This window comes from Oscillatoria sp. HE19RPO (assembly GCF_024220515.1).
Lineage (GTDB): Bacteria > Cyanobacteriota > Cyanobacteriia > Cyanobacteriales > Laspinemataceae > Laspinema.
Map to the genome: position 1 here is coordinate 1 of NZ_JAMXOT010000206.1, position 23,446 is coordinate 23,446.

Annotated in this window: 12 protein-coding genes and 2 CRISPR repeat arrays (1 of these 14 cut by a window edge); of the genes, 1 reads left to right on the top strand and 11 read right to left on the bottom strand. The window is 47.4% G+C overall.

Annotation, left to right across the window (positions count from 1 at the left end; all coding sequences use genetic code 11):
* Positions 1-139: 139 nt before the first annotated feature.
* The 11 genes from larB to cas3 form a co-directional block, all read right to left on the bottom strand.
* Positions 140-928, bottom strand: coding sequence for a nickel pincer cofactor biosynthesis protein LarB (larB, locus tag NG833_RS18880; protein WP_254566822.1), 789 nt, complete (start codon positions 926-928; stop codon positions 140-142).
* 150 nt (positions 929-1,078) lie between these two features.
* The gene (locus tag NG833_RS18885) at positions 1,079-2,839 is read right to left on the bottom strand and encodes an ABC transporter substrate-binding protein (RefSeq protein WP_254566823.1); all 1,761 of its coding nucleotides are present in this window, start codon (positions 2,837-2,839) and stop codon (positions 1,079-1,081) included.
* A 61-nt stretch (positions 2,840-2,900) separates the two neighbouring features.
* On the bottom strand, positions 2,901-3,383 hold the full coding sequence (gene ispF, locus NG833_RS18890; protein WP_254566824.1) for a 2-C-methyl-D-erythritol 2,4-cyclodiphosphate synthase: 483 nt from the start codon (positions 3,381-3,383) through the stop codon (positions 2,901-2,903).
* A 287-nt stretch (positions 3,384-3,670) separates the two neighbouring features.
* Positions 3,671-9,592: a CRISPR direct-repeat array (repeat unit 37 nt; unit sequence GTTTCAATCCCGTTGCCGGGATTCATTGTAATGAAAG).
* A 204-nt stretch (positions 9,593-9,796) separates the two neighbouring features.
* A complete protein-coding gene (cas2, locus tag NG833_RS18895; RefSeq protein ID WP_254566825.1) occupies positions 9,797-10,090 on the bottom strand; it encodes a CRISPR-associated endonuclease Cas2 in 294 nt (97 codons plus the stop codon).
* 80 nt (positions 10,091-10,170) lie between these two features.
* Entirely contained in the window at positions 10,171-11,148 is a 978-nt protein-coding gene (cas1d, locus tag NG833_RS18900) for a type I-D CRISPR-associated endonuclease Cas1d (protein ID WP_254566826.1), read from the bottom strand.
* Positions 11,149-11,288: 140 nt separating this feature from the next.
* Positions 11,289-11,876: a CRISPR-associated protein Cas4 gene (gene cas4 / locus NG833_RS18905; RefSeq protein WP_254566827.1), complete on the bottom strand. Its 588-nt coding sequence runs from the start codon at positions 11,874-11,876 to the stop codon at positions 11,289-11,291.
* A gap of 88 nt (positions 11,877-11,964) precedes the next feature.
* Positions 11,965-12,777, bottom strand: a complete 813-nt coding sequence (cas6, locus tag NG833_RS18910; protein ID WP_254566828.1) for a CRISPR-associated endoribonuclease Cas6 — start codon at positions 12,775-12,777, stop codon at positions 11,965-11,967.
* Positions 12,767-13,537, bottom strand: a complete 771-nt coding sequence (gene cas5d / locus NG833_RS18915; protein WP_254566829.1) for a type I-D CRISPR-associated protein Cas5/Csc1 — start codon at positions 13,535-13,537, stop codon at positions 12,767-12,769. Before cas5d ends, cas6 begins: the two co-directional genes overlap by 11 nt.
* A gap of 163 nt (positions 13,538-13,700) precedes the next feature.
* Positions 13,701-14,687: a type I-D CRISPR-associated protein Cas7/Csc2 gene (cas7d, locus tag NG833_RS18920; protein ID WP_254566830.1), complete on the bottom strand. Its 987-nt coding sequence runs from the start codon at positions 14,685-14,687 to the stop codon at positions 13,701-13,703.
* Between the two features lie 132 nt (positions 14,688-14,819).
* On the bottom strand, positions 14,820-17,759 hold the full coding sequence (gene cas10d / locus NG833_RS18925) for a type I-D CRISPR-associated protein Cas10d/Csc3 (RefSeq protein WP_254566831.1): 2,940 nt from the start codon (positions 17,757-17,759) through the stop codon (positions 14,820-14,822).
* Between the two features lie 182 nt (positions 17,760-17,941).
* The gene (cas3, locus tag NG833_RS18930; RefSeq protein WP_254566832.1) at positions 17,942-20,056 is read right to left on the bottom strand and encodes a type I-D CRISPR-associated helicase Cas3'; all 2,115 of its coding nucleotides are present in this window, start codon (positions 20,054-20,056) and stop codon (positions 17,942-17,944) included.
* 470 nt (positions 20,057-20,526) lie between these two features.
* Here cas3 and NG833_RS18935 point away from each other — a divergent pair, with 470 nt between their 5' ends.
* The gene (locus tag NG833_RS18935) at positions 20,527-21,492 is read left to right on the top strand and encodes a YafY family protein (protein ID WP_254566833.1); all 966 of its coding nucleotides are present in this window, start codon (positions 20,527-20,529) and stop codon (positions 21,490-21,492) included.
* 267 nt (positions 21,493-21,759) lie between these two features.
* A CRISPR array of direct repeats spans positions 21,760-23,446; the repeat unit is 37 nt; unit sequence CTTTCATTACAATGAATCCCGGCAACGGGATTGAAAC; it runs 6,979 nt beyond the window's last position.

Genomic DNA, 23,446 nt, shown 5'->3' on the forward strand with positions numbered 1-23,446 from the left:
CCCAGGTTTCTGCTAAGTTGCATGAAGTTAACGCAAAAACCCGGTTTCTTGTCCCCCGTGCAAAGGTTAGAAACCGGGTTTTTTTCCCAGGTTTCTGCTAAGTTGCATGAAGTTAACGCAAAAACCCGGTTTCTTGTCCCTAGTCTGAAGGAGAGTCTTTTTCCGTTACTCGTTGCGCGGTTCGCAAGATTTGTCCGGCTAAAATAGCGGCACCATAGCCATTGTCTATATTAACCACCCCGACTCCAGCAGCACAAGAATTGAGCATGGTTAACAAGGGCGCTAATCCATTAAAACTAGCTCCATAGCCGATACTGGTGGGAACGGCGATGGTGGGTGCATTGGCTAAACCGGCGACGACGCTGGGTAATGCGCCTTCCATCCCAGCAACGACGATGAGGACATCTGCCTCAGCGATCGCCCGCCAACTGGCAAGTAAGCGATGAATTCCGGCAACGCCGACATCCCAATACCGTTTGACTTCAAACCCGGAGAGTTCTGCGACGATCGCCGCTTCTTCGGCGACGGGGAGGTCCGCTGTACCGGCGCAAAGGATGCCGATTTTGCCCGGATATTTTGCAGTTGCGGAGGCGATCGCAGTCGAACAGATTCGCGCTGTGGGATAATAATACAACCCATGTACCCGGTCCTCAATCTCGGCAAATACCTCGGTCGTAATCCGGGTTGCCATCACCACTGGATGATGTTCCCGCATGGAAAGTATAATATCGGCGATTTGTTCCGGCGTTTTCCCTGGACCCCAGATGGTTTCTGGAAAGCCGGTTCGCAACGCCCGATGGCGATCGATTCGGGCAAAATCCCCCACGGGCTCAAATCCGAGATATTTTAACTCTTCGACAGCAGTTGATGGACTCATTTTACCGGCTGCCACGGCTTCTAATAGGGATTGGAGCGTTTCGGGATTCATGGGTGGGTGTTAATCGTGCGGTGCCATTGAGTAAAAACCCGCACCCTAAAGGGTGGGGCTATACAGACGAAGCCTGCCTACGCAGGCTAAAAGAGAAAACCGACTTTTATCAACCGGGTTTGCCCTAGAAATTGCCATTTTACCAGACAACTATTCCTCCAGTTGCAATTCATAAATATTCCAAAACGCTCCCCCTAGGCTAGAATACTCCACCCCTTTCACTCGATCCCGAACTGCGGTCATAGAGAGTTGATTGACTAACTGAATCACGGGTAAATATTCTTGGGTAATCCGTTGGGTTTCGGCATAGAGTTCTCGGCGTTTGGTTTCATCAATTTCCTGGGAAGCTTGAATATACAAATCGCCCAGGCGTTGTTCCCAATCGGCAATTTCTCGCCCGACTAACGGCGTTTGTCCGACTTGGCGCGGTTGATTGAACATATGGAGTCGCCCGTCCGGTAACCATAAATTAGAGGACCAATGGGGTTCGGTTCCGCCGCCAAATCCAATAATTAGGGCTTCCCAATCCAGAGAATCGGATAATTTGGTAATCACGGCGTTCCAAGCGAGGGGTTGGAAATCGACTTGGATGCCGATTTGGCTCAAGTTTTGTTTGATTTGAGCACCCATTGCTTCGCGAATTTTATTACCCGCATTGGTAATTAAGGTAAAGCGCACTCGGTTCCCTTCGGAGTCTAAGAGTTGGCCTTCGTTGTTATAAGTAAATCCGTCTTCTTGTAACAGTTGGCGGGCTTTTTCTACGTTGTAGTCGTAAACTTTTAAGCCGTCTTCTGGAGAAAGATAGTAAGGACTTTGGACGGAAATATGAGAGTTGATGGGGCGGCCCAGACCTTGGAAGGTATTCTCAATCATGGTTTCCCGGTCCGTTGCATAGGCGATCGCCTGTCGGAATTTCACGGAATTAAACCAGCGGGACTTAATCGGGTCCACCACGGGACGATTGCTATCCTCAAACCGACCTTTATTCAAGTTAAAGGTCATAAAAGTGATTCCTGGAGCCGGTTCTAGTTCATATAAAATTTTAAAGTTATTTCGTTCCTCTTGCTTTTTCAGTAAAGAAAAATCTTCGGGTCTGACGGAAATACTATCCAAAATTCCCGATAAGAATTGGACGACTCCGGTATCTTGAGATTCGATTACTTCCCAAGCAATTCGGTCAATATAAGGCTGAGGATTGCGCCAGTAATAGGGGTTTTTTTCAAAGAAAACTCGTTCACTGGGTCGATAACTGGCGAGTTTGTAAGGACCATTAACAATAATTTCCTCTGGGGGAGTATTAATGCCCCAAGTGGATAGAAAGACGGGATTTCCTTCGCTATCTAAGGTTTCTACGGATTCCCGCAGGGCATGGGCGGGCAGAATGGCTAATCCGGCGGCTCTCAGGAAGGGGGCAAAGGGTTCGACGACGGTAAATTCTACCCGGCGATCGTCCAGTTTTCGCACGGTGGGAAAGGCGCGACTTTCGCCAATCCGCAGCACATCAGCGGTACTGCTGGGAATTTTGTCATTAAAATAAATGTCGTTATAGGTAAAAACAACATCATCAACGGTCAAAGGTTGACCATCAGACCATCGTAAATTTTCTCTTAAGGTAAAGATAATTTGCAATCCATTGGGGGAAATTTCCCAGGATTCGGCCAGGATGGGTTCGACTTCTCCAGTGAGGGGATTTTCAGTGACTAACCCTTCGTAAGTATAGCCGAAAATATTGGGGGATTCTTCACTGAGGGCGTAGTTAAAGGTTTTGGGGTCGCTGAGAATACTTAATACTAAGGGGGTTTGGGCGGCGGAGGTTTTAAATTGGGCCGGATTGCAGGAAGATAAAGAAATCCCGACTAAAACGCTCAGGGCGATCGCCACTCCCTGTTGCCAATATTTTTTAACCATCATTGAGACGCTTTCCTCCGAGGTAGGTTAGGAATTTGGGGTTATGTTTATTGTAACGATTGGTTTAGGGTTGCGTGACTAATAAGGTGACGGCATAGGCGGCGATGCCTTCTTCTCGTCCGACGGGGCCTAGTTTTTCATTGGTGGTGGCCTTAATTCCGATGCGATCGCCTTCGATGTTCAAGACTTGAGCAAGGCGATCGCGCATGGCGGAAATATGGGGTTTTAATTTGGGGCGTTCGGCGACGACGACGGAATCAATATTCCCCACTTCCCATCCCCGTTCTCGAATCAGTTGATGAACTTGCTCTAATAATTTTAAACTATCTGCACCCGCCCATTGGGGGTCACTGGGGGGAAAGTACAGTCCAATATCCCCTAAACTCAAGGCCCCAAGCATGGCATCCATAATCGCATGAGTCAGCACATCCGCATCGCTATGACCGAGTAATCCCAATTCATGGGGAATCCGGACGCCCCCGAGAATTAATGGGCGATCGCTCACGAGTTGGTGGATGTCATAACCATTGCCAATCCGAATGTTCATCTGGTAGTTGCCTGGTATTAGGGTCAATTCACTTTACCAGATTTCTCCCCCAGATATAGCCCCAACCCACCCGAAGAGAAAAGCCTGGTCTACATCCAAAAGTTATCCCTCAATGTCTTGAGCGACAAAATCAACTTATTCTAAATCTCTCACTCAATATATTCTGGGGGGAATTACCGTTTTGATTGACGCCCCTGACGGGCTGCGATCGCAAGTCTTTATCCGGTTGTTGGGATTTAGGAGAGGGCAAGAGGTACAGTGGACAAGATGATGGCGATCGGCTGCAAGTTTCAATCCCGTTGCCGGGATTCATTGTAATGAAAGGCCTCCACCGGCCTGATTGATTCAAGTAAATTTTTTGTTTCAATCCCGTTGCCGGGATTCATTGTAATGAAAGCTGAGAGTGGGGAATTGCCCAAAGATGTTGTTCTCGTGTTTCAATCCCGTTGCCGGGATTCATTGTAATGAAAGTCGCAATCAGTGTATTCTGAATCCGCGTCTAAGTTAGTTTCAATCCCGTTGCCGGGATTCATTGTAATGAAAGTCTTTCATGATGGCTTTGAGGTAAAGTGCGTGGACGGTTTCAATCCCGTTGCCGGGATTCATTGTAATGAAAGTGGGCGCGATCGCCTGGATTGAGTGGTCGGATCTGGAGGTTTCAATCCCGTTGCCGGGATTCATTGTAATGAAAGCATTCTGTAGGCGGGCCGAAATATCTCGATTGTCCGTTTCAATCCCGTTGCCGGGATTCATTGTAATGAAAGTAGACGTTTCCGTGCCGGTGTCGGGGTGAGCGTAGTTTCAATCCCGTTGCCGGGATTCATTGTAATGAAAGATCAAGAGGATGACAGAGACGGTTACAGAATCAAGTTTCAATCCCGTTGCCGGGATTCATTGTAATGAAAGGCCGCAGTAGCACTAGAAGCAACCTGGGTTGCTGCCGGTTTCAATCCCGTTGCCGGGATTCATTGTAATGAAAGTTCGTTTTGGCTGCTATAACGGAAATATCGTTATGTTTCAATCCCGTTGCCGGGATTCATTGTAATGAAAGTCGGGGATGGTCAGGCGATAACCCTTGATGGAGCAAGTTTCAATCCCGTTGCCGGGATTCATTGTAATGAAAGACAAGGGGGATGCCAGCGCCGGTGCAAAATTGGAGATAGGTTTCAATCCCGTTGCCGGGATTCATTGTAATGAAAGTTTAATAAATTATGCAAAGCACTATTACAGAAACGGTTTCAATCCCGTTGCCGGGATTCATTGTAATGAAAGCTACGATTTGTTTAGGATAGATACTGTCCTTGACGGTTTCAATCCCGTTGCCGGGATTCATTGTAATGAAAGATATTTTTGTGACATGCTCCTTGCTGTTATATCGTTTCAATCCCGTTGCCGGGATTCATTGTAATGAAAGGATATTGAATTGGATAGACTAAAAGCTCAAATAGGGTTGTTTCAATCCCGTTGCCGGGATTCATTGTAATGAAAGATCCTTTGGATTTCCTTGGATGGAATTAGCTTTTTGTTTCAATCCCGTTGCCGGGATTCATTGTAATGAAAGCTAAGATGCTTGGAACAGTCCCCCAAACAGTAACGTTTCAATCCCGTTGCCGGGATTCATTGTAATGAAAGTAATAAAAGAGTAGAGTTCAATCAAACGAATCATGTTCAGTTTCAATCCCGTTGCCGGGATTCATTGTAATGAAAGCAACGTTCGTCAAGGAACTACGAACAATTTCTGAGTTTCAATCCCGTTGCCGGGATTCATTGTAATGAAAGTAATCGATTCTTGCCTCTACTGCGAACAACTAACCTGTTTCAATCCCGTTGCCGGGATTCATTGTAATGAAAGCTCCTCACAGCCACCCATCCAGGCTGCTTTCCAGTTTCAATCCCGTTGCCGGGATTCATTGTAATGAAAGTTCGATTTAGAAAGCATTGACTTAGCCAAATTCGCCGTTTCAATCCCGTTGCCGGGATTCATTGTAATGAAAGCTGCCATGATTATTTGCAAAGGACCTAAACAGGCAGCGTTTCAATCCCGTTGCCGGGATTCATTGTAATGAAAGCTTGCCGAGGTTGGAGTCGGCGGGTCTGAATTCGTGTTTCAATCCCGTTGCCGGGATTCATTGTAATGAAAGCCCCTGCGGACCGCTGCTGATTTCCAAGGGCAAGGTTTCAATCCCGTTGCCGGGATTCATTGTAATGAAAGCGTTACCTTGGTCAGTAACTATGAAAATTCTAGCTGTTTCAATCCCGTTGCCGGGATTCATTGTAATGAAAGTAAAGAAGATGCTCGGGTCGCCATCAAGCAAGCTATTTGTTTCAATCCCGTTGCCGGGATTCATTGTAATGAAAGCGATCTTGCTCAACAAAGGTCAGCCCAACTTTCCGTTTCAATCCCGTTGCCGGGATTCATTGTAATGAAAGTTTTAAAGACCTGTCTGCCGGTCTACCAAATTAACGGTTTCAATCCCGTTGCCGGGATTCATTGTAATGAAAGGTCTAGGTTCTCCCGAGGGACACCGTAAAGGACGAGTTTCAATCCCGTTGCCGGGATTCATTGTAATGAAAGCGAATAATTTATCCGGGTCTGTGGAGGCGATCGTGCGTTTCAATCCCGTTGCCGGGATTCATTGTAATGAAAGCTGACCGACTGGCCTTAATCCCTTTTCCGCAAAAGTTTCAATCCCGTTGCCGGGATTCATTGTAATGAAAGTCCAAATCATTGGATTACGGGACTCTGGATATATCAAGTTTCAATCCCGTTGCCGGGATTCATTGTAATGAAAGGTCTCCCCTGATGGCAAAGCAGGTGATTAAGCGCGTTTCAATCCCGTTGCCGGGATTCATTGTAATGAAAGTTGGATGAAGCCTTGGGTAAAATTTATCGCCTGGGTTTCAATCCCGTTGCCGGGATTCATTGTAATGAAAGTCCAGTTGCTCCTTGAGAAGTTCTTCCGCTTCAGATTTTGAGTTTCAATCCCGTTGCCGGGATTCATTGTAATGAAAGCAACCTTGATTAGGTGTGGCACATCGGGAACGTTGCGCGTTTCAATCCCGTTGCCGGGATTCATTGTAATGAAAGTCTTAGCTCTTTTCTCCATCGGCGGAAGCTAGATGGTTTCAATCCCGTTGCCGGGATTCATTGTAATGAAAGTACAAACCTGCCAAGTTTGGCAGGTTGGAGAGGAGTTTCAATCCCGTTGCCGGGATTCATTGTAATGAAAGTTTGAGGCGCTTTTTCAGGCAAAAAACCTAAGAACCGTTTCAATCCCGTTGCCGGGATTCATTGTAATGAAAGCCCCAGGGCCTCAGCCTCCATGCGGGGACAACTGTTGTTTCAATCCCGTTGCCGGGATTCATTGTAATGAAAGCCCAGGGCCTCAGCCTCCATGCGGGGACAACTGTTGTTTCAATCCCGTTGCCGGGATTCATTGTAATGAAAGTATCAAAAAGGAGTCTGTTAAGGCTGAGGAATCTAAAGGTTTCAATCCCGTTGCCGGGATTCATTGTAATGAAAGTTTTTCATGGGGTCCTCTTTAGTTGCTTTAGCTGATGTTTCAATCCCGTTGCCGGGATTCATTGTAATGAAAGATGGAAAGATTATCTGCAAGCCCTTGAATCCGCCAAAGTTTCAATCCCGTTGCCGGGATTCATTGTAATGAAAGATCGAGTTCTTAGGTTGCCCTTCACCCAATCTGCTGCTTGAGTTTCAATCCCGTTGCCGGGATTCATTGTAATGAAAGCCTGGGGTTTCGGATTCGCATGGGAATAAATAGTTTCAATCCCGTTGCCGGGATTCATTGTAATGAAAGTATTCCCAGTGGTCTTCAAACCAGGCAAGACCCGTGTTTCAATCCCGTTGCCGGGATTCATTGTAATGAAAGTCTACGAACTTCTGACTCTTCTTGACCAATGTAATTGTTTCAATCCCGTTGCCGGGATTCATTGTAATGAAAGAGGCGATCGCTCCTGAGATAGCTTGCCCCGCTTTCTCGTTTCAATCCCGTTGCCGGGATTCATTGTAATGAAAGTTACTGAGACCGATTTGTTGAATGCGATAGCCTCGTTTCAATCCCGTTGCCGGGATTCATTGTAATGAAAGCCGCGCCAGTCGATCCAATTGACCTGGAACTCGACAAAAGTTTCAATCCCGTTGCCGGGATTCATTGTAATGAAAGGCTGGATTTATCATTTTTCTTGGGGCATTAACGGCGATGTTTCAATCCCGTTGCCGGGATTCATTGTAATGAAAGAGCCAGAAAAATCTCCTCCAGGGTCATCTTCTCTAGCGTTTCAATCCCGTTGCCGGGATTCATTGTAATGAAAGCTGAAATCCTTGTAGAGAGAGGGTTTAGCCTCGGTTTCAATCCCGTTGCCGGGATTCATTGTAATGAAAGCTGCTCAGTAAATGACCTGAAAATCTTCTTGAACGTTTCAATCCCGTTGCCGGGATTCATTGTAATGAAAGCAATTCCTCAAGACCTCCGAAGCAAGTTGGAAGAATGTTTCAATCCCGTTGCCGGGATTCATTGTAATGAAAGAGTTGCTCATTATAGGCCAATTCCCAAAGCCTGCGTTTCAATCCCGTTGCCGGGATTCATTGTAATGAAAGGCGCGATCGCTCATTCAAGGGGAGTATCGACTCGGTTTCAATCCCGTTGCCGGGATTCATTGTAATGAAAGTTCTTCAGCGATTCGTGCTTTTCTAGCCAGTTAGTGTTTCAATCCCGTTGCCGGGATTCATTGTAATGAAAGCTGAAAAAGCCTATCATGCCGCATTTAATGGCATGTTTCAATCCCGTTGCCGGGATTCATTGTAATGAAAGTATTTCGCCGCCTGAACTGATGCCCGGGAAAGCGCTCGTTTCAATCCCGTTGCCGGGATTCATTGTAATGAAAGCTGGAAGAAGCAGGAGTGCGATACCGAAGGCCCGTTTCAATCCCGTTGCCGGGATTCATTGTAATGAAAGAAGAGCCTGTTCCCAGAACAATAATCAGCCCCAAATTGTTTCAATCCCGTTGCCGGGATTCATTGTAATGAAAGATAATCCTGCAAACCTTCATCCCCTCTCAGCTGTTTCAATCCCGTTGCCGGGATTCATTGTAATGAAAGTTTAGACCCCTCTAATTATCGTAGCACGTCTAGGGCAATGTTTCAATCCCGTTGCCGGGATTCATTGTAATGAAAGCTGAAATGTTGCGTTCTGTTGTCCGGGAGCATAATGGTTTCAATCCCGTTGCCGGGATTCATTGTAATGAAAGTGATGATTCGCCGCGCTGTATCCGGGCTGGCATTTTGTTTCAATCCCGTTGCCGGGATTCATTGTAATGAAAGTACCCCTTGTTTTTGAGGTAAGATTCTATATTGGAAAGTTTCAATCCCGTTGCCGGGATTCATTGTAATGAAAGCCGGGGAGCAAACTGGAGGAGTTGCCCCCCACGCCGAGTTTCAATCCCGTTGCCGGGATTCATTGTAATGAAAGTCTTAAGCGCTCCAATCCATCACCACGGTGCTTTCTGTTTCAATCCCGTTGCCGGGATTCATTGTAATGAAAGTGCCGCCAAATCATTGAGGAACTGGGAGAGATTGTTTCAATCCCGTTGCCGGGATTCATTGTAATGAAAGATTTTGACATTGATTATGATTTTGACCCAAGCAAAGTTTCAATCCCGTTGCCGGGATTCATTGTAATGAAAGTGGATGGTAGGTTGAAGCAATAATTCAAGATATTGGTCGTTTCAATCCCGTTGCCGGGATTCATTGTAATGAAAGCCGATGGTGTGAAATAGCCGTGAAGGATGACTGGAAGTTTCAATCCCGTTGCCGGGATTCATTGTAATGAAAGGAACCGGGGATGGAGGTTTTGCAGATATTTTGTCGTGTTTCAATCCCGTTGCCGGGATTCATTGTAATGAAAGATAGATGTCTCGGATAATGGGCAGGTTGTCTTAGTCGGTTTCAATCCCGTTGCCGGGATTCATTGTAATGAAAGCCTTTTTGCCATGCAATCTGGGATTGAAGCTTGTTTCAATCCCGTTGCCGGGATTCATTGTAATGAAAGTCGAACTGCTGATAGAAGCATTCTGGAGATTGTGTTTCAATCCCGTTGCCGGGATTCATTGTAATGAAAGTCCCGGATCAGCAACTCGTCGTTCCACTGCCGATGTTTCAATCCCGTTGCCGGGATTCATTGTAATGAAAGCGATCGCCCAAAGGTAGAGTCCCAGGGGATTTGGTGGCGGATTTTGGCGGGAGGGTTTGGAAACCTCCGTTTCAGGGGTTGGCCCCTGGGTGACCGCCGGACTCTAAATCGTTGAAACTATTGAATTGTCGAGGTTCTGGCGTTTTGGCGGGAGCCCCGGGGAAATCGACCCCGCTTTGACCTGCCAAAAATTTTATCTCTTAATTATAGGATAGTTGTCTCTTCATGTCTAGGGGGGGTGGTGCCATAGACGATGGTGCGTTGGATCCCGGTGGCGTCCAAAATGTAGATGCACAGGGAGTCCTCTGCGGGTTTGATGAGTTCTTCTATTTTATGCTGGAGGGTGACAAATTGTTTGGTACTCAGGAAACATTCAAATAAGCTGAATTGTTTCCAGTTCCCATAGCCCGATAATAAATCATGCAATCGTTGCCGTCGTTTATTCCCCGCTTTCGTGGAGGGAAGGTCATAGACGACTAAGTATAGAAAGGGTTTCATGGGGTTGATGAAAAGTAGCAGGGGAGGGAAGTCCAGGCTCTGATTGCCAATGACCAGAGACCCTGGACAACAGCCCGGGTTTATCTCACAATTAACGGTTTGTAGGGGATGCCTTCCTGGAGATGACGCGCCAGGAGTCGCGCTTGGAGTTCGATCGCCCGTCGGTAGGTGCAGCGATACTCAAACACCGGATGGGTGAATTCTGAGTTGAGTTTGCGTTCAAAGGCTTGCAGAAAAGTCTTGCGGGCATTATCTTCTAGGCGATATGCTCCCAAACTTTCCGTAAAATCCCCCGGTTGAATTTCCTTGTGACTGAGCACTGAAAGGACGACGTTATCCGCAATCAAAGGCCGCATTTCTTCCATCAAATCCAGAACGATCGCCGGTTGCCCTCGGGTGGTTTCATGGAGATAGCCAATATAGGGGTCTAATCCGGCTATGTGAACTGCGGCAGTGACTTGAACTCGCAGCAGTCCATAACTGAAGCTGAGTAAGGCATTCACCGGATCCGTCGGGGGTCGGCGATGACGTCCCGGAAGTGAGAACGGTTCCGGTAACATCTGTGTCCATCGCTCAAAATATTCCCGCGCTGCTAATCCTTCTATCCCTCGGGTTTGGTCGAGGGTCTGTTGTTCGGCGACTAATCCTTTGCGTTGTTTGAGGGGATTATCTTTTTGCCCGTGGCGATACAATACATGGTATTGATTCTGAATTTTCCCAGTGACGATCGCCTTAACGAGGGCTAACCGTCGTTCTGGGTCCTGATGAACGGCATATTGGGCTAACCGCAGTTGTCCATTTCGGGAATAGCCCGGTAAGGCAGACCCTAAATGTTTACCAAATATGGACAAATAATGCACCGGCAATCCCAATTCTAAGGCATAACATAACGCTTCTCCCGTCACGCTGGGATTCCCCATTAGCACAATTTGTTCCAGGGTTTGGGCGGGGATGGATTGTTTATTGACCGAACCATCTTCTTGGGTGACGGCGACTTTAAACGCTTCGTATTTTTTGCTCAAAATGGCATTGGGTTGTGTGATATATAAAACAGACATAGTTGCTCCTAGAATGAATAAAAAGCATGAACGAGAGTGAGTTTCCCAAGAATTGCTGTCAGGGAACTCTAAAAAAAATTCTCAACTGTTAGTGGTGACTCCTTCACCGAGTCATCTTGATGCAACCCCTGAAGGGGTTACTACAAACGGTTGGATTGAGCTAACTGTTTGACTTCTTTGGGTAAACAAAGGTTAAAGAGGCTACAGTCTCGACATTTTTTGGCTTGTTGCAGAGGAGGAGGCATGGGGGCATCAACGGCTGCCTGGGCTTGGGCGATCGCCTGTTCGGTTGCCTTTCGCAGTTCGGGAGTGAATTCCACCCGTTGACGGCGACGGTTAGCATGATAAAAAATCTCTCCGAATGGGATGGGGCGATCGAGCTTTTCTTCTAAGCATAAAGCAGCGGCACAGAGTTGGAAATGGTCATTCAGATGTTGGGACATTTTGCCTTTTTTATATTCCAGGGGAACCAGCCGTCCCTCGGTTTCTTCCACCGCATCAATAATGCCTTTCACTTCCAGGCGATCGCTCCATACCCATTGTTGCCGATAAATCACCTTCTCTCCTTCCCGAGTGATTTTTTCTTCATTGATATTTCGATGCAAATGCCGTCCGATGAGAATATGTTCATTATCCATCATTTCGCCGAGAACATATTCCCAATAAAACCGCCGGGGACAATATTCCCAGGCATTCAGGTAAGCTAGGGGTAAATAGTTATTGGTCATTGGTCATTGGTCCTTTGTCATTGGTTGTTTGACCCTCGTGACACGGCAGAGCAATGTCACGAGTAAACTCACTAATTCATGAGGAATTTTATCGCTTAATCGGTTTAGGTTTTGTGCTAGAATTAAACTGAGTTTGTCCCATGCCCATTGTCGTTTTTCGACCCACTCCGGCATAAAAGGCAAATTCAGCTAAAATTCTAGCAATTTTGGCTTGCTCTGGGTCCGGAAACCGATACCGAATCCAGCCTTGTGCGCCAATTTCTGCACCGCCTTCTAACTTTAAGGCATGAGTTTTTAATTCATAGGCGGATACTAAACCCTGCCACTCTATCTCGGGGAAATGCAAAGATTCTGGGGCAAAATTGTTCCAGCGGCGTTGCAAATTTCCAAAGACTAATTCCGGTAAGGGAAAGGTTTGAATCTCTTGTTTTTGCTTGAAGCTGGTGGGGGAAAGGAAGGTTAACTCGATGAGAGATTGATTGCCTGCTGCTTCGACTAACTTAAAGTAGGAGGAGACATTGGCGAGGGGATGACTTTCATGAATCATGTAGGTTCTTGTCATCAAAAATGGGAATTTAGCCAGGATAATCGGTTGCATCGCCCATTGGGTTAATCCGGTGAGCAAGGGGTGAATCAGTTGGCTATCTAAAACGCCGATTTTTAGATGAAAACAATCCCCTCCTTTGACTTCATTGGGGCGACGATTGCCGATTAATCCGGAGATGCTAAAGGGGGAAACGGCTAAGTCATGAGTGGCGGTGGCAAGTTCCGGATTGGCGAGATTTAACCAGTTTAAAACTAGGGCATGAAGCGCCCTTCCCAAGGTAGCGGGAGGGTTTCCTGATTCTATGGCTCTGAGTTCGACTACAAGAGAATATAATCCATCTAAATTATCTGACATCAGCAGCTACTCCGGCTCCATAAATAATCCCCCGAGGTAAGCAAACTTTTTTAGGAAGTTCGGGCAAATTGGCTCGAAAGCTCTCCCAATCTTCTCCTGAAAGTTCCCAATATTCTCCGACTAATTGAGATTCAGTGATTAAACTAACTGGGGGCATAACAATCCGATTGTACAGCATCATTTGCTGTTGGGAGGGTAAATCTAGGGGATTGAGGGGGTGGGGACAAGCATACTCTCCGGTTTGGGCTTGCATGGCTGTTTTGGGAATAGGATATTTAGTTAAATGGACTTTTGCCATCCATTTTCCCAAGCGAATCCACTGGGGAATATAGAGTTTTCGGGGGGCGAATAAGTAGGTGGCATATTCACTGCCAACGGCTAATTCTTTGGCGCGTCCGTAGTTAATCGGATAGTTGCGATTAGCTCCTTTTTCTCCAAATTGTTTGGATTTGCCATAATAGGTGGTTTGGGCGGCTTTGAAGGTGTTGACTTGATAAAAGCAGCGCAGGGGTAAGGCGGGAAAGACGTAAATTTTTTCGGGATTTAAGAAAAATAAATTTTGCTCATTTTTGGGGTCTAAATAACCCGGTTGTTGGGCGGGTTGGCTGTGATAGGGATGGGGAAGATAGGACCCGGAAAAGATGGCGTAGGTAAGCGCCCAATTATGGAGGTATTTCTCGGTTTCATAGAGAATTCCCATTTCTCGGGTGGCAAAGAAGACGTTATCATGCAGTTTGAGGCGACAATAGTATAAAACCATGAGGTTAAGTATTTCAAAGAGGATAGAAAAAGAAATCCCGGGAAAGGGTGCGTCAGGGTTAAGATTTAGGGGTGATAGATTTGAGCGATTAAAATGCTTAAATTGACCAGAAATCTGTCAAGATTTAACGGTATGACGCACCCCTTTGAGGATTAATTTCAGGTCATCGTTTTTTCTTCTTATTCGATTCTGCGCCGTAGGTTTCGGAGTAGGTTTGGGTTTGGGTGGCTAAGGTAGAAATGATGGGGGTTAAAGCTGCCTCATTTTGATAGATGGCTAAGACTTCATCCAGGAGGGTTTTTAAGGGTTCTCCGGTAAGGGTTTGATAAATTCGCACGGGTTCCTCGGCGAGTAAGGTATGAATGACGGTGGTTGCTTGGGCTTTGATATCTGCGATCGCTGCTGTTGTATCCCCGTTTAATGCATCATAAAGCGCTTGGGTAAAATGCAGGTTGCTGAAAATTTCTCCATCGGAAATAACAATACCTAACAGATGATTTTTGACCGTGCCGGTGCGGGATTCTTGTGCGCCATAGCGGCGAGTTCGGATTAAATTTCCCAAGACATAGAGAAACCCTTCATAGGTGCTATCTCGCAAGGTTTCTACGGTGGGAAAGGTGACTTCGGGAATAACATGATCCAGTTCATTAATGGCGCTTCTCATTTTACCGCCTTCGCTCATGGTTCCGCCTTCAAAGGGAGCATTAAAGGTGAAACTGCGATGGGATTGCTCGTAGGCACTTAAGGAAAAAGCAGAATCGGAATACACTTTGGAACGCTCAGAACCACTATCCCCGATCGCAAATCCATAGAGGATGCAATCTGGACATTTTTTGCAGGATTTTTCCCCATTGTATTCACAGTAGTTGGGCGCATCGATTTCGCCACTGGTAATGCCAAGGGAGCGCAACAATTCTCGTCCTGTCAATCGTTCTGGGGTGGTTTGTTTCCGTTTAAACAGGACCAACCGACTCATCATCTCTGGGGACTTGATTCCGGCTTGAGTTCGTGCGGTATTCAACACGCCATCGGTTTGGAATACGGGAAAAGATTGGCTATGGCGCAGCATCAGAAACTGCACATATCGACCCCCCGCTAACCGAGGAAAGTGCTTGGAAAAAGAAGATTGAATGGTTTCTAATTGAGTCATGATTTTGGGTGGATAATTGAATGAATTGCTTGGACAGAAAGGAGTAACTATGAAGAATTGTAGTTACCCTTTGAGAGATGGGAGGAAGATGACTCGGTGAAGGAGTCACTACGAACGGGTTTTTGAGTCCAATTATTTCTGATTTTTCTCCTGTAAGGCTAACCAGCGATAGGCGAATTCTGCACCAGATTTAATTCGATTGCGGTTTTCTTGGAGCAAAGCCCGATCGCCTCGGTAGAGAGTGCCAAATAAATCGCGGACACAGGTTTCCATAAACTGATAAATTGCTTCTAATTCTTGTTGCTGACGAGTGGCGATATCTAGGGATTTGTCCATCAATAAGGGGCGGGTATAAGCCGGTTGCCGGTCGATCGCATCTTTGAGCAATCCCGCCCCTTGTAGAATCAAATCCTCTTGATCCACTTGGGTGGGGACGGATAAAATAGTCTCCAATGCTTTAGAAATAGGCAGTAAAATCGCATGACTGGAGTCGGTGATATTCACCTGATAAAAAGTTCGATATTGCTGCACCAATTGGGTGATGAGATTGAGTTTTTCTACCATAGTTTTATCCAGTTGGGACCAAATTTGAGCAAATTGCCAATAGCGTGCCACTTCTTCCGAGGAGGGGTAGTCTCGTTTGTGCGATCGCAATCCTTCTTGGGCGATCGCAAAGATATTCAGAACATCCGTCATCACATCTCTCACCGTACCATTGAGCGCTCCCCAGCGCGCATCGGGGGGATTGCTGCGATTGTCTAAGTGCAAACTGTAGACAATCAACAGGCGCGTCAGGATGCGATCGAGTTGTTCCGTGCGAACCGAAGGGGGACATTGTAGCAAGGACCAAAATCCTGCTGCACCATCTAACACTGCCGAACCGACAAACTCGCGATCGCTACTATATAACGGCACATTGCTACTGGTTGCCACCACCCGCACCCCCAGCAATTTCGGCAAAACCAGCGCTAGAAATGCCGGGTAAACCCAAGCATCCGTGACGGTTTTTCCTAGGGTGGTGGTGTGGGTTGTCGCCATAAAAGGCAAGTCTTTGGTATCATAAACTTGCCGCGCCTGTTCCCCCATGTCTCGTTCCTCGGATAACCAGTCTAACTCTGATAATTTGTTGACATTCATGCCGCATTTGAGCCAATGTTCACGGATTTTCCACAAACTTATAGACTGGAGTTCCACCATCAACCCCCGAATGGCGCGGATAATTTGCGGTGCATAAACATAAGCGGGGAAAATGTACAGAAAAACTGGCTGTTGTTCTTCTAACTTTCCGGAACGCACGGACCACAATGCTTGCCGCAGCAGCATTTCCAAAGACCAAATCTTAGAAATTCCTCGCTTAATTTGTCCCCCTCCCAAAGCATTTTTATTGCTATATTGCTGGGGTTTAAATAACACCACCGAATCCATTTGGTCCTCCGAGGCAAATTCTCCGGAACTGAGGGAGCAAATCGGTTGTTTCCCCTTGCGGGTTTTGGCAAAAGAATAGGTGGCTAATTCTGCCTCAAAGGGCGGAACAATAGTTTCCCATCCGGCAATATCTAAATACCGCTCTAAATATTGGTTGAATATTTCCCGAGTAGGACTGCGGTACTGCGGCAACAATTGATTCTCCGTCGCCCAAGTTGCCAACCGATTGGCTAAATCCGTTAACAGTTCCAGGGTTTGTTCCCCATCCAGGGTTCCATGCTGACAAAAGTAATGCGCTGCGGCTCGATACCATCCATAATTAACCCCTCCGATTGTAATCTGAATTTGTTCTAAAGTCAAGCAATCTTTTAAATTTAATGCCTCCAAAATCCAGGCTACATAATCGGGACAATCCGCTAAAAATTCCCGTTGGACAACTATCAGGAACTCCGCAAGGCGATCGCTCCTTAAATCCTCCCCCCCAGCCAGGTACTCTCGTTCCTCTGGGGTCAACTTCTTCTCCACCACCAGCTTATCCAACCGCTTCGGCGTTGCCAAATTGTTGGGATTATTCACCCGCACCTCAATCACTGGAGGAAGTTGGCAAATCAAATCCTCTGGGGTAAACAATTCTGAAGTTTGAGGGGCAACTTTTAACCCTTTCCCATCCCGTTTGAAGCCAATATCCCCTTCTAACATTTTCTGGCTAAGGACTTGAGAAATTTGCTGCCAAACAAACTCTTGCAATGCCTCTCGATTGGGCGGTTCCGATTTCAAAGGAGCCAAATAAACCACCCCTCGGGCAAAAAATATTAACGGCTGCCAGTCCTGTTCTGCGGCAAAATTTAGGGTGGCATTGTGAATGCCATTGGTGAGAATGCCGATGGTATCTCGGAGGTGATGATAGACTAAAGTTTTTTTAATGTTTAGGTCCCTTAAATGCTCTCGAAGTCGTTTCCCCCCTTTTTCTGGATTAATATTTTCCGGGTCTTTTTTAATATCTGCCGCATCTTTTAAATGCACGGCAATATCAGCAAATGCCAGTAAGTGACGCAGGGGACAAGTCAATCGCCCCGAGTGAGCGATCGCAAATTTAGGCCAATTGCTCGGATAGGGATTGGTTCCTACTTTAAATTGGGTATTTTGCGCCAGAAATCCGATATCTGATAGATAGGATTCCCACTCCGGCCAAAATGCCTGAAAATTTAATCGTTGTCCCATCTCTTGACAGAGGGATAAAATTTCGGGAACTTCGTAGGCTTTGGGAGCTTCTTCCCCCTGACCGTGACAATATTTGTTATAATCATGGAGGGTAATTCCCAAACATAACAGGCGTTTTTCTTCGTCGGATAAGGGCGAACTCAGATAATTTTCCGCCAAATTCCAGGCAATTAATAAGGCATTGAGGACATGGACACATAAATTTTGGTCCGGGCGATCGCTCCAGCGTTGAGCTTTTTCTGCGGCATGGTTATCCCCCCGTTGTTTTAACTGCTGATAGTGGGTTTCATAATCCCCGCCTAATGCTGAAATTGAACTAAATTCGCGCTCGACTGCCGGGAGAATGAGGTCAATATACTGGGTTAAAATCGGGTCGGTATCGGGGTCTAGGGTGATTTTAATTGCGTTTTGCAGTAAGCTTGCCATGATTATTGGGGTGAATAAGTGATTTGGAATCGGTTTTTTTTAAAGCACCACCCGGCGGGGAATTTATCCCTCCCCTGTAGGGGCGATTCGCGAATCGCCCGGGCGCTTCTCGAAGCGCCCCTACAGGGTTTGACCTCCCACGGTTTGTTGCTTTTGATACCTGCATTTAGTATGAGCAGGGTTTAAAATATCAAAGATTTGGGTTGACTGCGGCAAAACTGTTTTAACTTCCATTTCGATGCCTCCAATAACAGCGCATCTTGGTTAAAGGCACAAGCATAAGTTTGACCTCCTGCATCCGTGAGCCGATATAATCCAAAAGTGGGGGGTAATTGTAACTTAGATCTTACTTGCCAATGACTACTGGGTTGACTGAGAACCGGAACCAGGAATGCCAGGAACTTGCGCCGCTGGAGACAGCGTTTCACCTGTTCTTGGGGATGTCCGACTGTCATCAGGCGATCGAGCAAGCAGAGTTCACCGGCGGACAACTCATCGGTATCTCGACTGGTGGATAAAGTGAGGGAAATTCGCTTTTCCACCCACTCCTGCACTCGTAAATAGACCTGGATATAAGCCTCGGGAAAGGATTCCGTACCATAACCGGCAGCAGTGGCAGCAGTGAGAAAGGTCTCGCGATCGCAGAGTTCCACCTTGGCATAAGGCAACAACCGCAGCAAATCATAAGTATAAAACCGACCGTCATCCCACACTGCTGCTTGAAGTGCCGTTCCCCCGCGAAACCGTAACAGTTCCTCTTGGGTGGCTTTTCCGACTGGATTTCCCATCATGGCAAACCATTGACGACGAGCGGATTCTAGGCGATTGGGATAGACGCGATTCAGGTCTTCTGTCATGCGATCGCGAATCGATTGACTAACCTGAGCATTTTCCTGACTCATCGTCACCATCATCCCTTGCGCTTGCAGGGGACCCCAGTGCTGACGGTACTCCTCAAACGCTTTCGGGGGTTCAAATGCCTCAGCGATCGCCTCATGGAACTGGGTGCGATCCAGGGTTTCCTCACCAGCGATCGCCTGCTGTAATCGGGGGAGCACCCAAGGCGTGCGCCGGGATACCAACACAAACGCCCGATAGTCCGCAAATCCCGGATGTCGTCCCAACCGTCCTAACCGCTGCACCACCGTTGCTGCATCACTCCCCTCACAAATCAACAAGTGAATTCTAAAATCCACCCCCACATCCACCGCCGAAGTTGCGACAATCAGCACCGGATCCGGGGAATCTTTTAACTCACCTTGAATTTGCGATCGCTGCTTGCGATCGATCCGTCCACTGATTTCCCGAACTCGCACTTCAGGCAGCGCGTCGGCTAACTTCGGGACCACCCGATTCACCCCTGCAATGGAGTTGAGGATAATTAATCCCCGTCCTCCTGGGGGAAGTGCGATCCGCAACTGATCCGCTGACTCCACCAACCATTGCACTGCATCCCCCTCCCCCAACTCCACAAATTCCAAGGCGATCGGCTGGAGAATCTGCCGATATCCCGGGGTTTCCTCACTGGTATAACGACCGGAAATTTCCCGCACTTTAAACTCAGCTTGCTGTAATTGGGCGATAAAATCCGGTTTAGGAGTCGCCGAAGTAAACAAAAACCGCCGGGGACGCTTGTCTTGCTGAGTGCGCCGAATCAAGGTCAAACTATTCAACGCTGCCGCCTCTTGATGGGGTCCGAAAATGTGAAATTCATCAAACATCCACAAGTCCGGCCATTCCGCCAACGCCAGGGGTAATAAACTCGGGTCAAAAGCCGATTGGCGATAGCGGTAGTGTGTGATAAAATGGAAGATATCCGGATTCGTCAGCAGAATAGGCTTGTGATAAATCGCCATCAGCAACTCTTGGAACTTATTGCTAGATTCATCCTGAACCCGCCGATTCAGTTCTTCCCCAAACAGGCGATCGATTCGCGAGTCCGCATCTAGGCCAAATAATTGATGATATCCTCGCTGCTGCTGGGTTTGGTCCTCCACCAACTCAATCGTTGGATACAAAGCCATCAGTCGAAACCGCTCATCCAGCAGACTCGGCAACGCCCCACTCAGGGTTTTGCCATCCCCCGTAGCACTTTTGTTAAAGATAATATCCGCATCCCCCTCCACCACCGCCTGATAGGTTTCAGCCTGATGGGAAGACAGGGGACAAGTATAGCCCGGAGGCGGCTTCAGGGTAGGGGCGCGTTCTTGGACTAGGCAGCGGTCCTGACAGTTCAGGGGACAGTGACCCACTCCAGGATTGAGTTGAGAGTATAGGGGTTTGAGATTAAGTTTCATCAGGGTTTAGGAATAAATGAGTGCATCAGCAGCGGTTTGAATCGCCTTCGGTCTTATGTAACACCAAGTTCGGGTATAAAAAACTCAGTTTTCTGGGTTAGCCCGCGCAGGCGGGCTTTGTTTGTATAGCCCCACCCTTGAGGGTGCGGGTCTTTTGCTATAGTATCTACCTTAATACCTTTCCCAGCCAAGTTATTATCAAATAATGACAACTTCTCAAATTTGTTGTAAATTAGAGAAAAATTTACCCAAACTCCGGCAAACCAGGCCCACATCTGGGCGCAAAAACTCGCACCCTCAAGGGGGAGACTATAGGGACAAAGCCTGCCTACCCAAGCTACACCGAGTGGGTTCGGTTCGGTCTCCAAATAGAGGTAAATCCTGACAAGGGGGCTACTATACCCGATTGACGAACCCTCATGAATCACACTGAGCCTTGCTAAAAACCACGTTTACCCGCAAATCTGAACATGATGCCATCTCGTTATAGTTCTCTCGCCCTTAGTTTATATATTTTGGAACGACTGACTGAACAGTCGTGGAAGCGAGAAGATTTGATTACCTTAGTGGCGGAGTTTTTCGAGAGAACCGATAAAAAGATTGACGATGTGGGACAGAAACTCAGTCGGACGATTGCGGATTTGCGAGACTGCGGATTTGCGATCGACTGCGCACCCCACCGGCCCTATACCCTCGTGGAATCCAGCTTTCCCATTATCTTGTCCGCCTCCCAACGCCAAACCCTTTATCTGGCAGCGCATTTTCTGACGGAAATGAACTTTGCCACGGAAGCACAACAACTGGTCCGCCTCAGTCACCTCGGAGAAACGGACTCTCCCCCGGATATCCAAGTCGATTTTTCGCCCCCCACCAACTACAGTGCACCGCAATGCCGACGTTTGCTGGAAGAACTCCAGGACCGATGCGCCCAGCAGTACCGCTTTACCCTGCGCTATATCGATAGCCAAAAACAAGACCTAACAATGGATTTGGACCGTTGCGAACTCCGCCTCCATGACGGGACCCTCTACCTGTTCGCCTTTGTCCCGGACTTAGAACAATATCATCGCCACCTGCGTCCTGAACTGGTCTATCGAAATTGCCTGTTTCGGATTGACCGGATTAAATCCGTCGGACCCCCCTCGGCACAGGCATGGGTCCACTCCTCCTTTCCCACCCTGACCATTCGCTATCGCATGACGGGCCCCCTCGCCAACTATGAACCCCGCCGGATTCATGAACAAGTCATCGAACGGAATCTGAAGCAGAAATATGTGGAAATTGAGACCAAAGAGGATTGTCCCTTTTGGTTCCGCCAGCGAATTTTGAGGTATGGGTCCAATGCCCGAGTCATCGACCCCCCTTGGATTGTGAAAGAAATCGCCACTATCCTCAGAAAAGCGGCGAGTAACTACGACGATATCCCAGGTCCCTAGAGAATGGCTCTCCCCTGGGTTAAAATAAAGTGGAACAATTTTCCGCCTCCTGTGGTAGACTAAATTCATGCCAAAATTTGGCAGGACGAAGCGGGGTCGATTTCCCCGGGGGTCCCGCCAAAACGCCAGAACCTTGACAAATAAATAGTTTCAACGATTCAGAGTCCGGCGGTCACTCAGGGGCCAACTCCTGAAACGGAGGTTTCCAAACCCTCCCGCCAAAACCCGCCACCAAGTCCCCTTGGACTCTATCTTTGGGCGATCGGTCTTTCATTACAATGAATCCCGGCAACGGGATTGAAACAATACATCGGCTCTCCATCTGCTCCGTGCCCATAGAGGCTTTCATTACAATGAATCCCGGCAACGGGATTGAAACAGGCTTGACTTCATCGCTCATTTTTATATCCCACTTTCATTACAATGAATCCCGGCAACGGGATTGAAACTTCAAAAAGAGCAAAGTCAATGATTTCTGCCAGGGCCGCTTTCATTACAATGAATCCCGGCAACGGGATTGAAACGAGCTCGCTCAGTTGATGGGAGGAACAGTATCGGCGGCGCTTTCATTACAATGAATCCCGGCAACGGGATTGAAACGCCCAAAATTACTCATCCCCAATCAATCAAATGTCCTCTTTCATTACAATGAATCCCGGCAACGGGATTGAAACGACGGACAATGAGTGGCGATCCTCTAAATTCTACACTTTCATTACAATGAATCCCGGCAACGGGATTGAAACTTGTCCTCCCCATATATCTGCTCAAGTTTCTTCTCCTGCTTTCATTACAATGAATCCCGGCAACGGGATTGAAACCATAAGCAACGGCTTTCAACGGCAACAGGATGAGGCTTTCATTACAATGAATCCCGGCAACGGGATTGAAACAATATCCGGGAGTGGTTCGCCATTCGCAACGCATCCTCTTTCATTACAATGAATCCCGGCAACGGGATTGAAACATCACGATACGGGACGGGGTATTGGTATCTCGCGCTTTCATTACAATGAATCCCGGCAACGGGATTGAAACTGGCAGCCTCTTCGGGCTTGTCGGGGGCGATCGGTTCCTTTCATTACAATGAATCCCGGCAACGGGATTGAAACACCGCGTAGGTCCGGTTGATGAATACATTAACCAACTCTTTCATTACAATGAATCCCGGCAACGGGATTGAAACAAAGACCGATGACTGCAACCCCGAACCCAGAAAACTTTCATTACAATGAATCCCGGCAACGGGATTGAAACCAACTCTGAGAGTTTCTTCACCCAGAAATTGCGACTTTCATTACAATGAATCCCGGCAACGGGATTGAAACTGGCGTTAAATCGATCGCCATCCCAAAGGCGATCGCCTTTCATTACAATGAATCCCGGCAACGGGATTGAAACGAATGCTTGTGCTTGTGCCATAATGAACCTATAAGAACTTTCATTACAATGAATCCCGGCAACGGGATTGAAACACTGATAAATAGGACAGTATTTGAGGGCTAAATTCGCTTTCATTACAATGAATCCCGGCAACGGGATTGAAACAATTATTCGCCACCCCAGACCCTAGGCAGTCCCTCGGCTTTCATTACAATGAATCCCGGCAACGGGATTGAAACAGGCTAAATTCTACCAAGACCGGCGAGGTCCGACGACTTTCATTACAATGAATCCCGGCAACGGGATTGAAACAATGTAGAGTTCGCCCCGATGAGTTGTGGGCCAACTTTCATTACAATGAATCCCGGCAACGGGATTGAAACGGGGATTGGGGCTGGGAGAATGAATCCTCCCAACCAGCTTTCATTACAATGAATCCCGGCAACGGGATTGAAACGTTTTTGGTGCGGGGAACTCCTTGCCGGAGGAACTTTCATTACAATGAATCCCGGCAACGGGATTGAAACTGCTTGCCTGGAATCAGAGGATGGCATCGCCACGCTTTCATTAC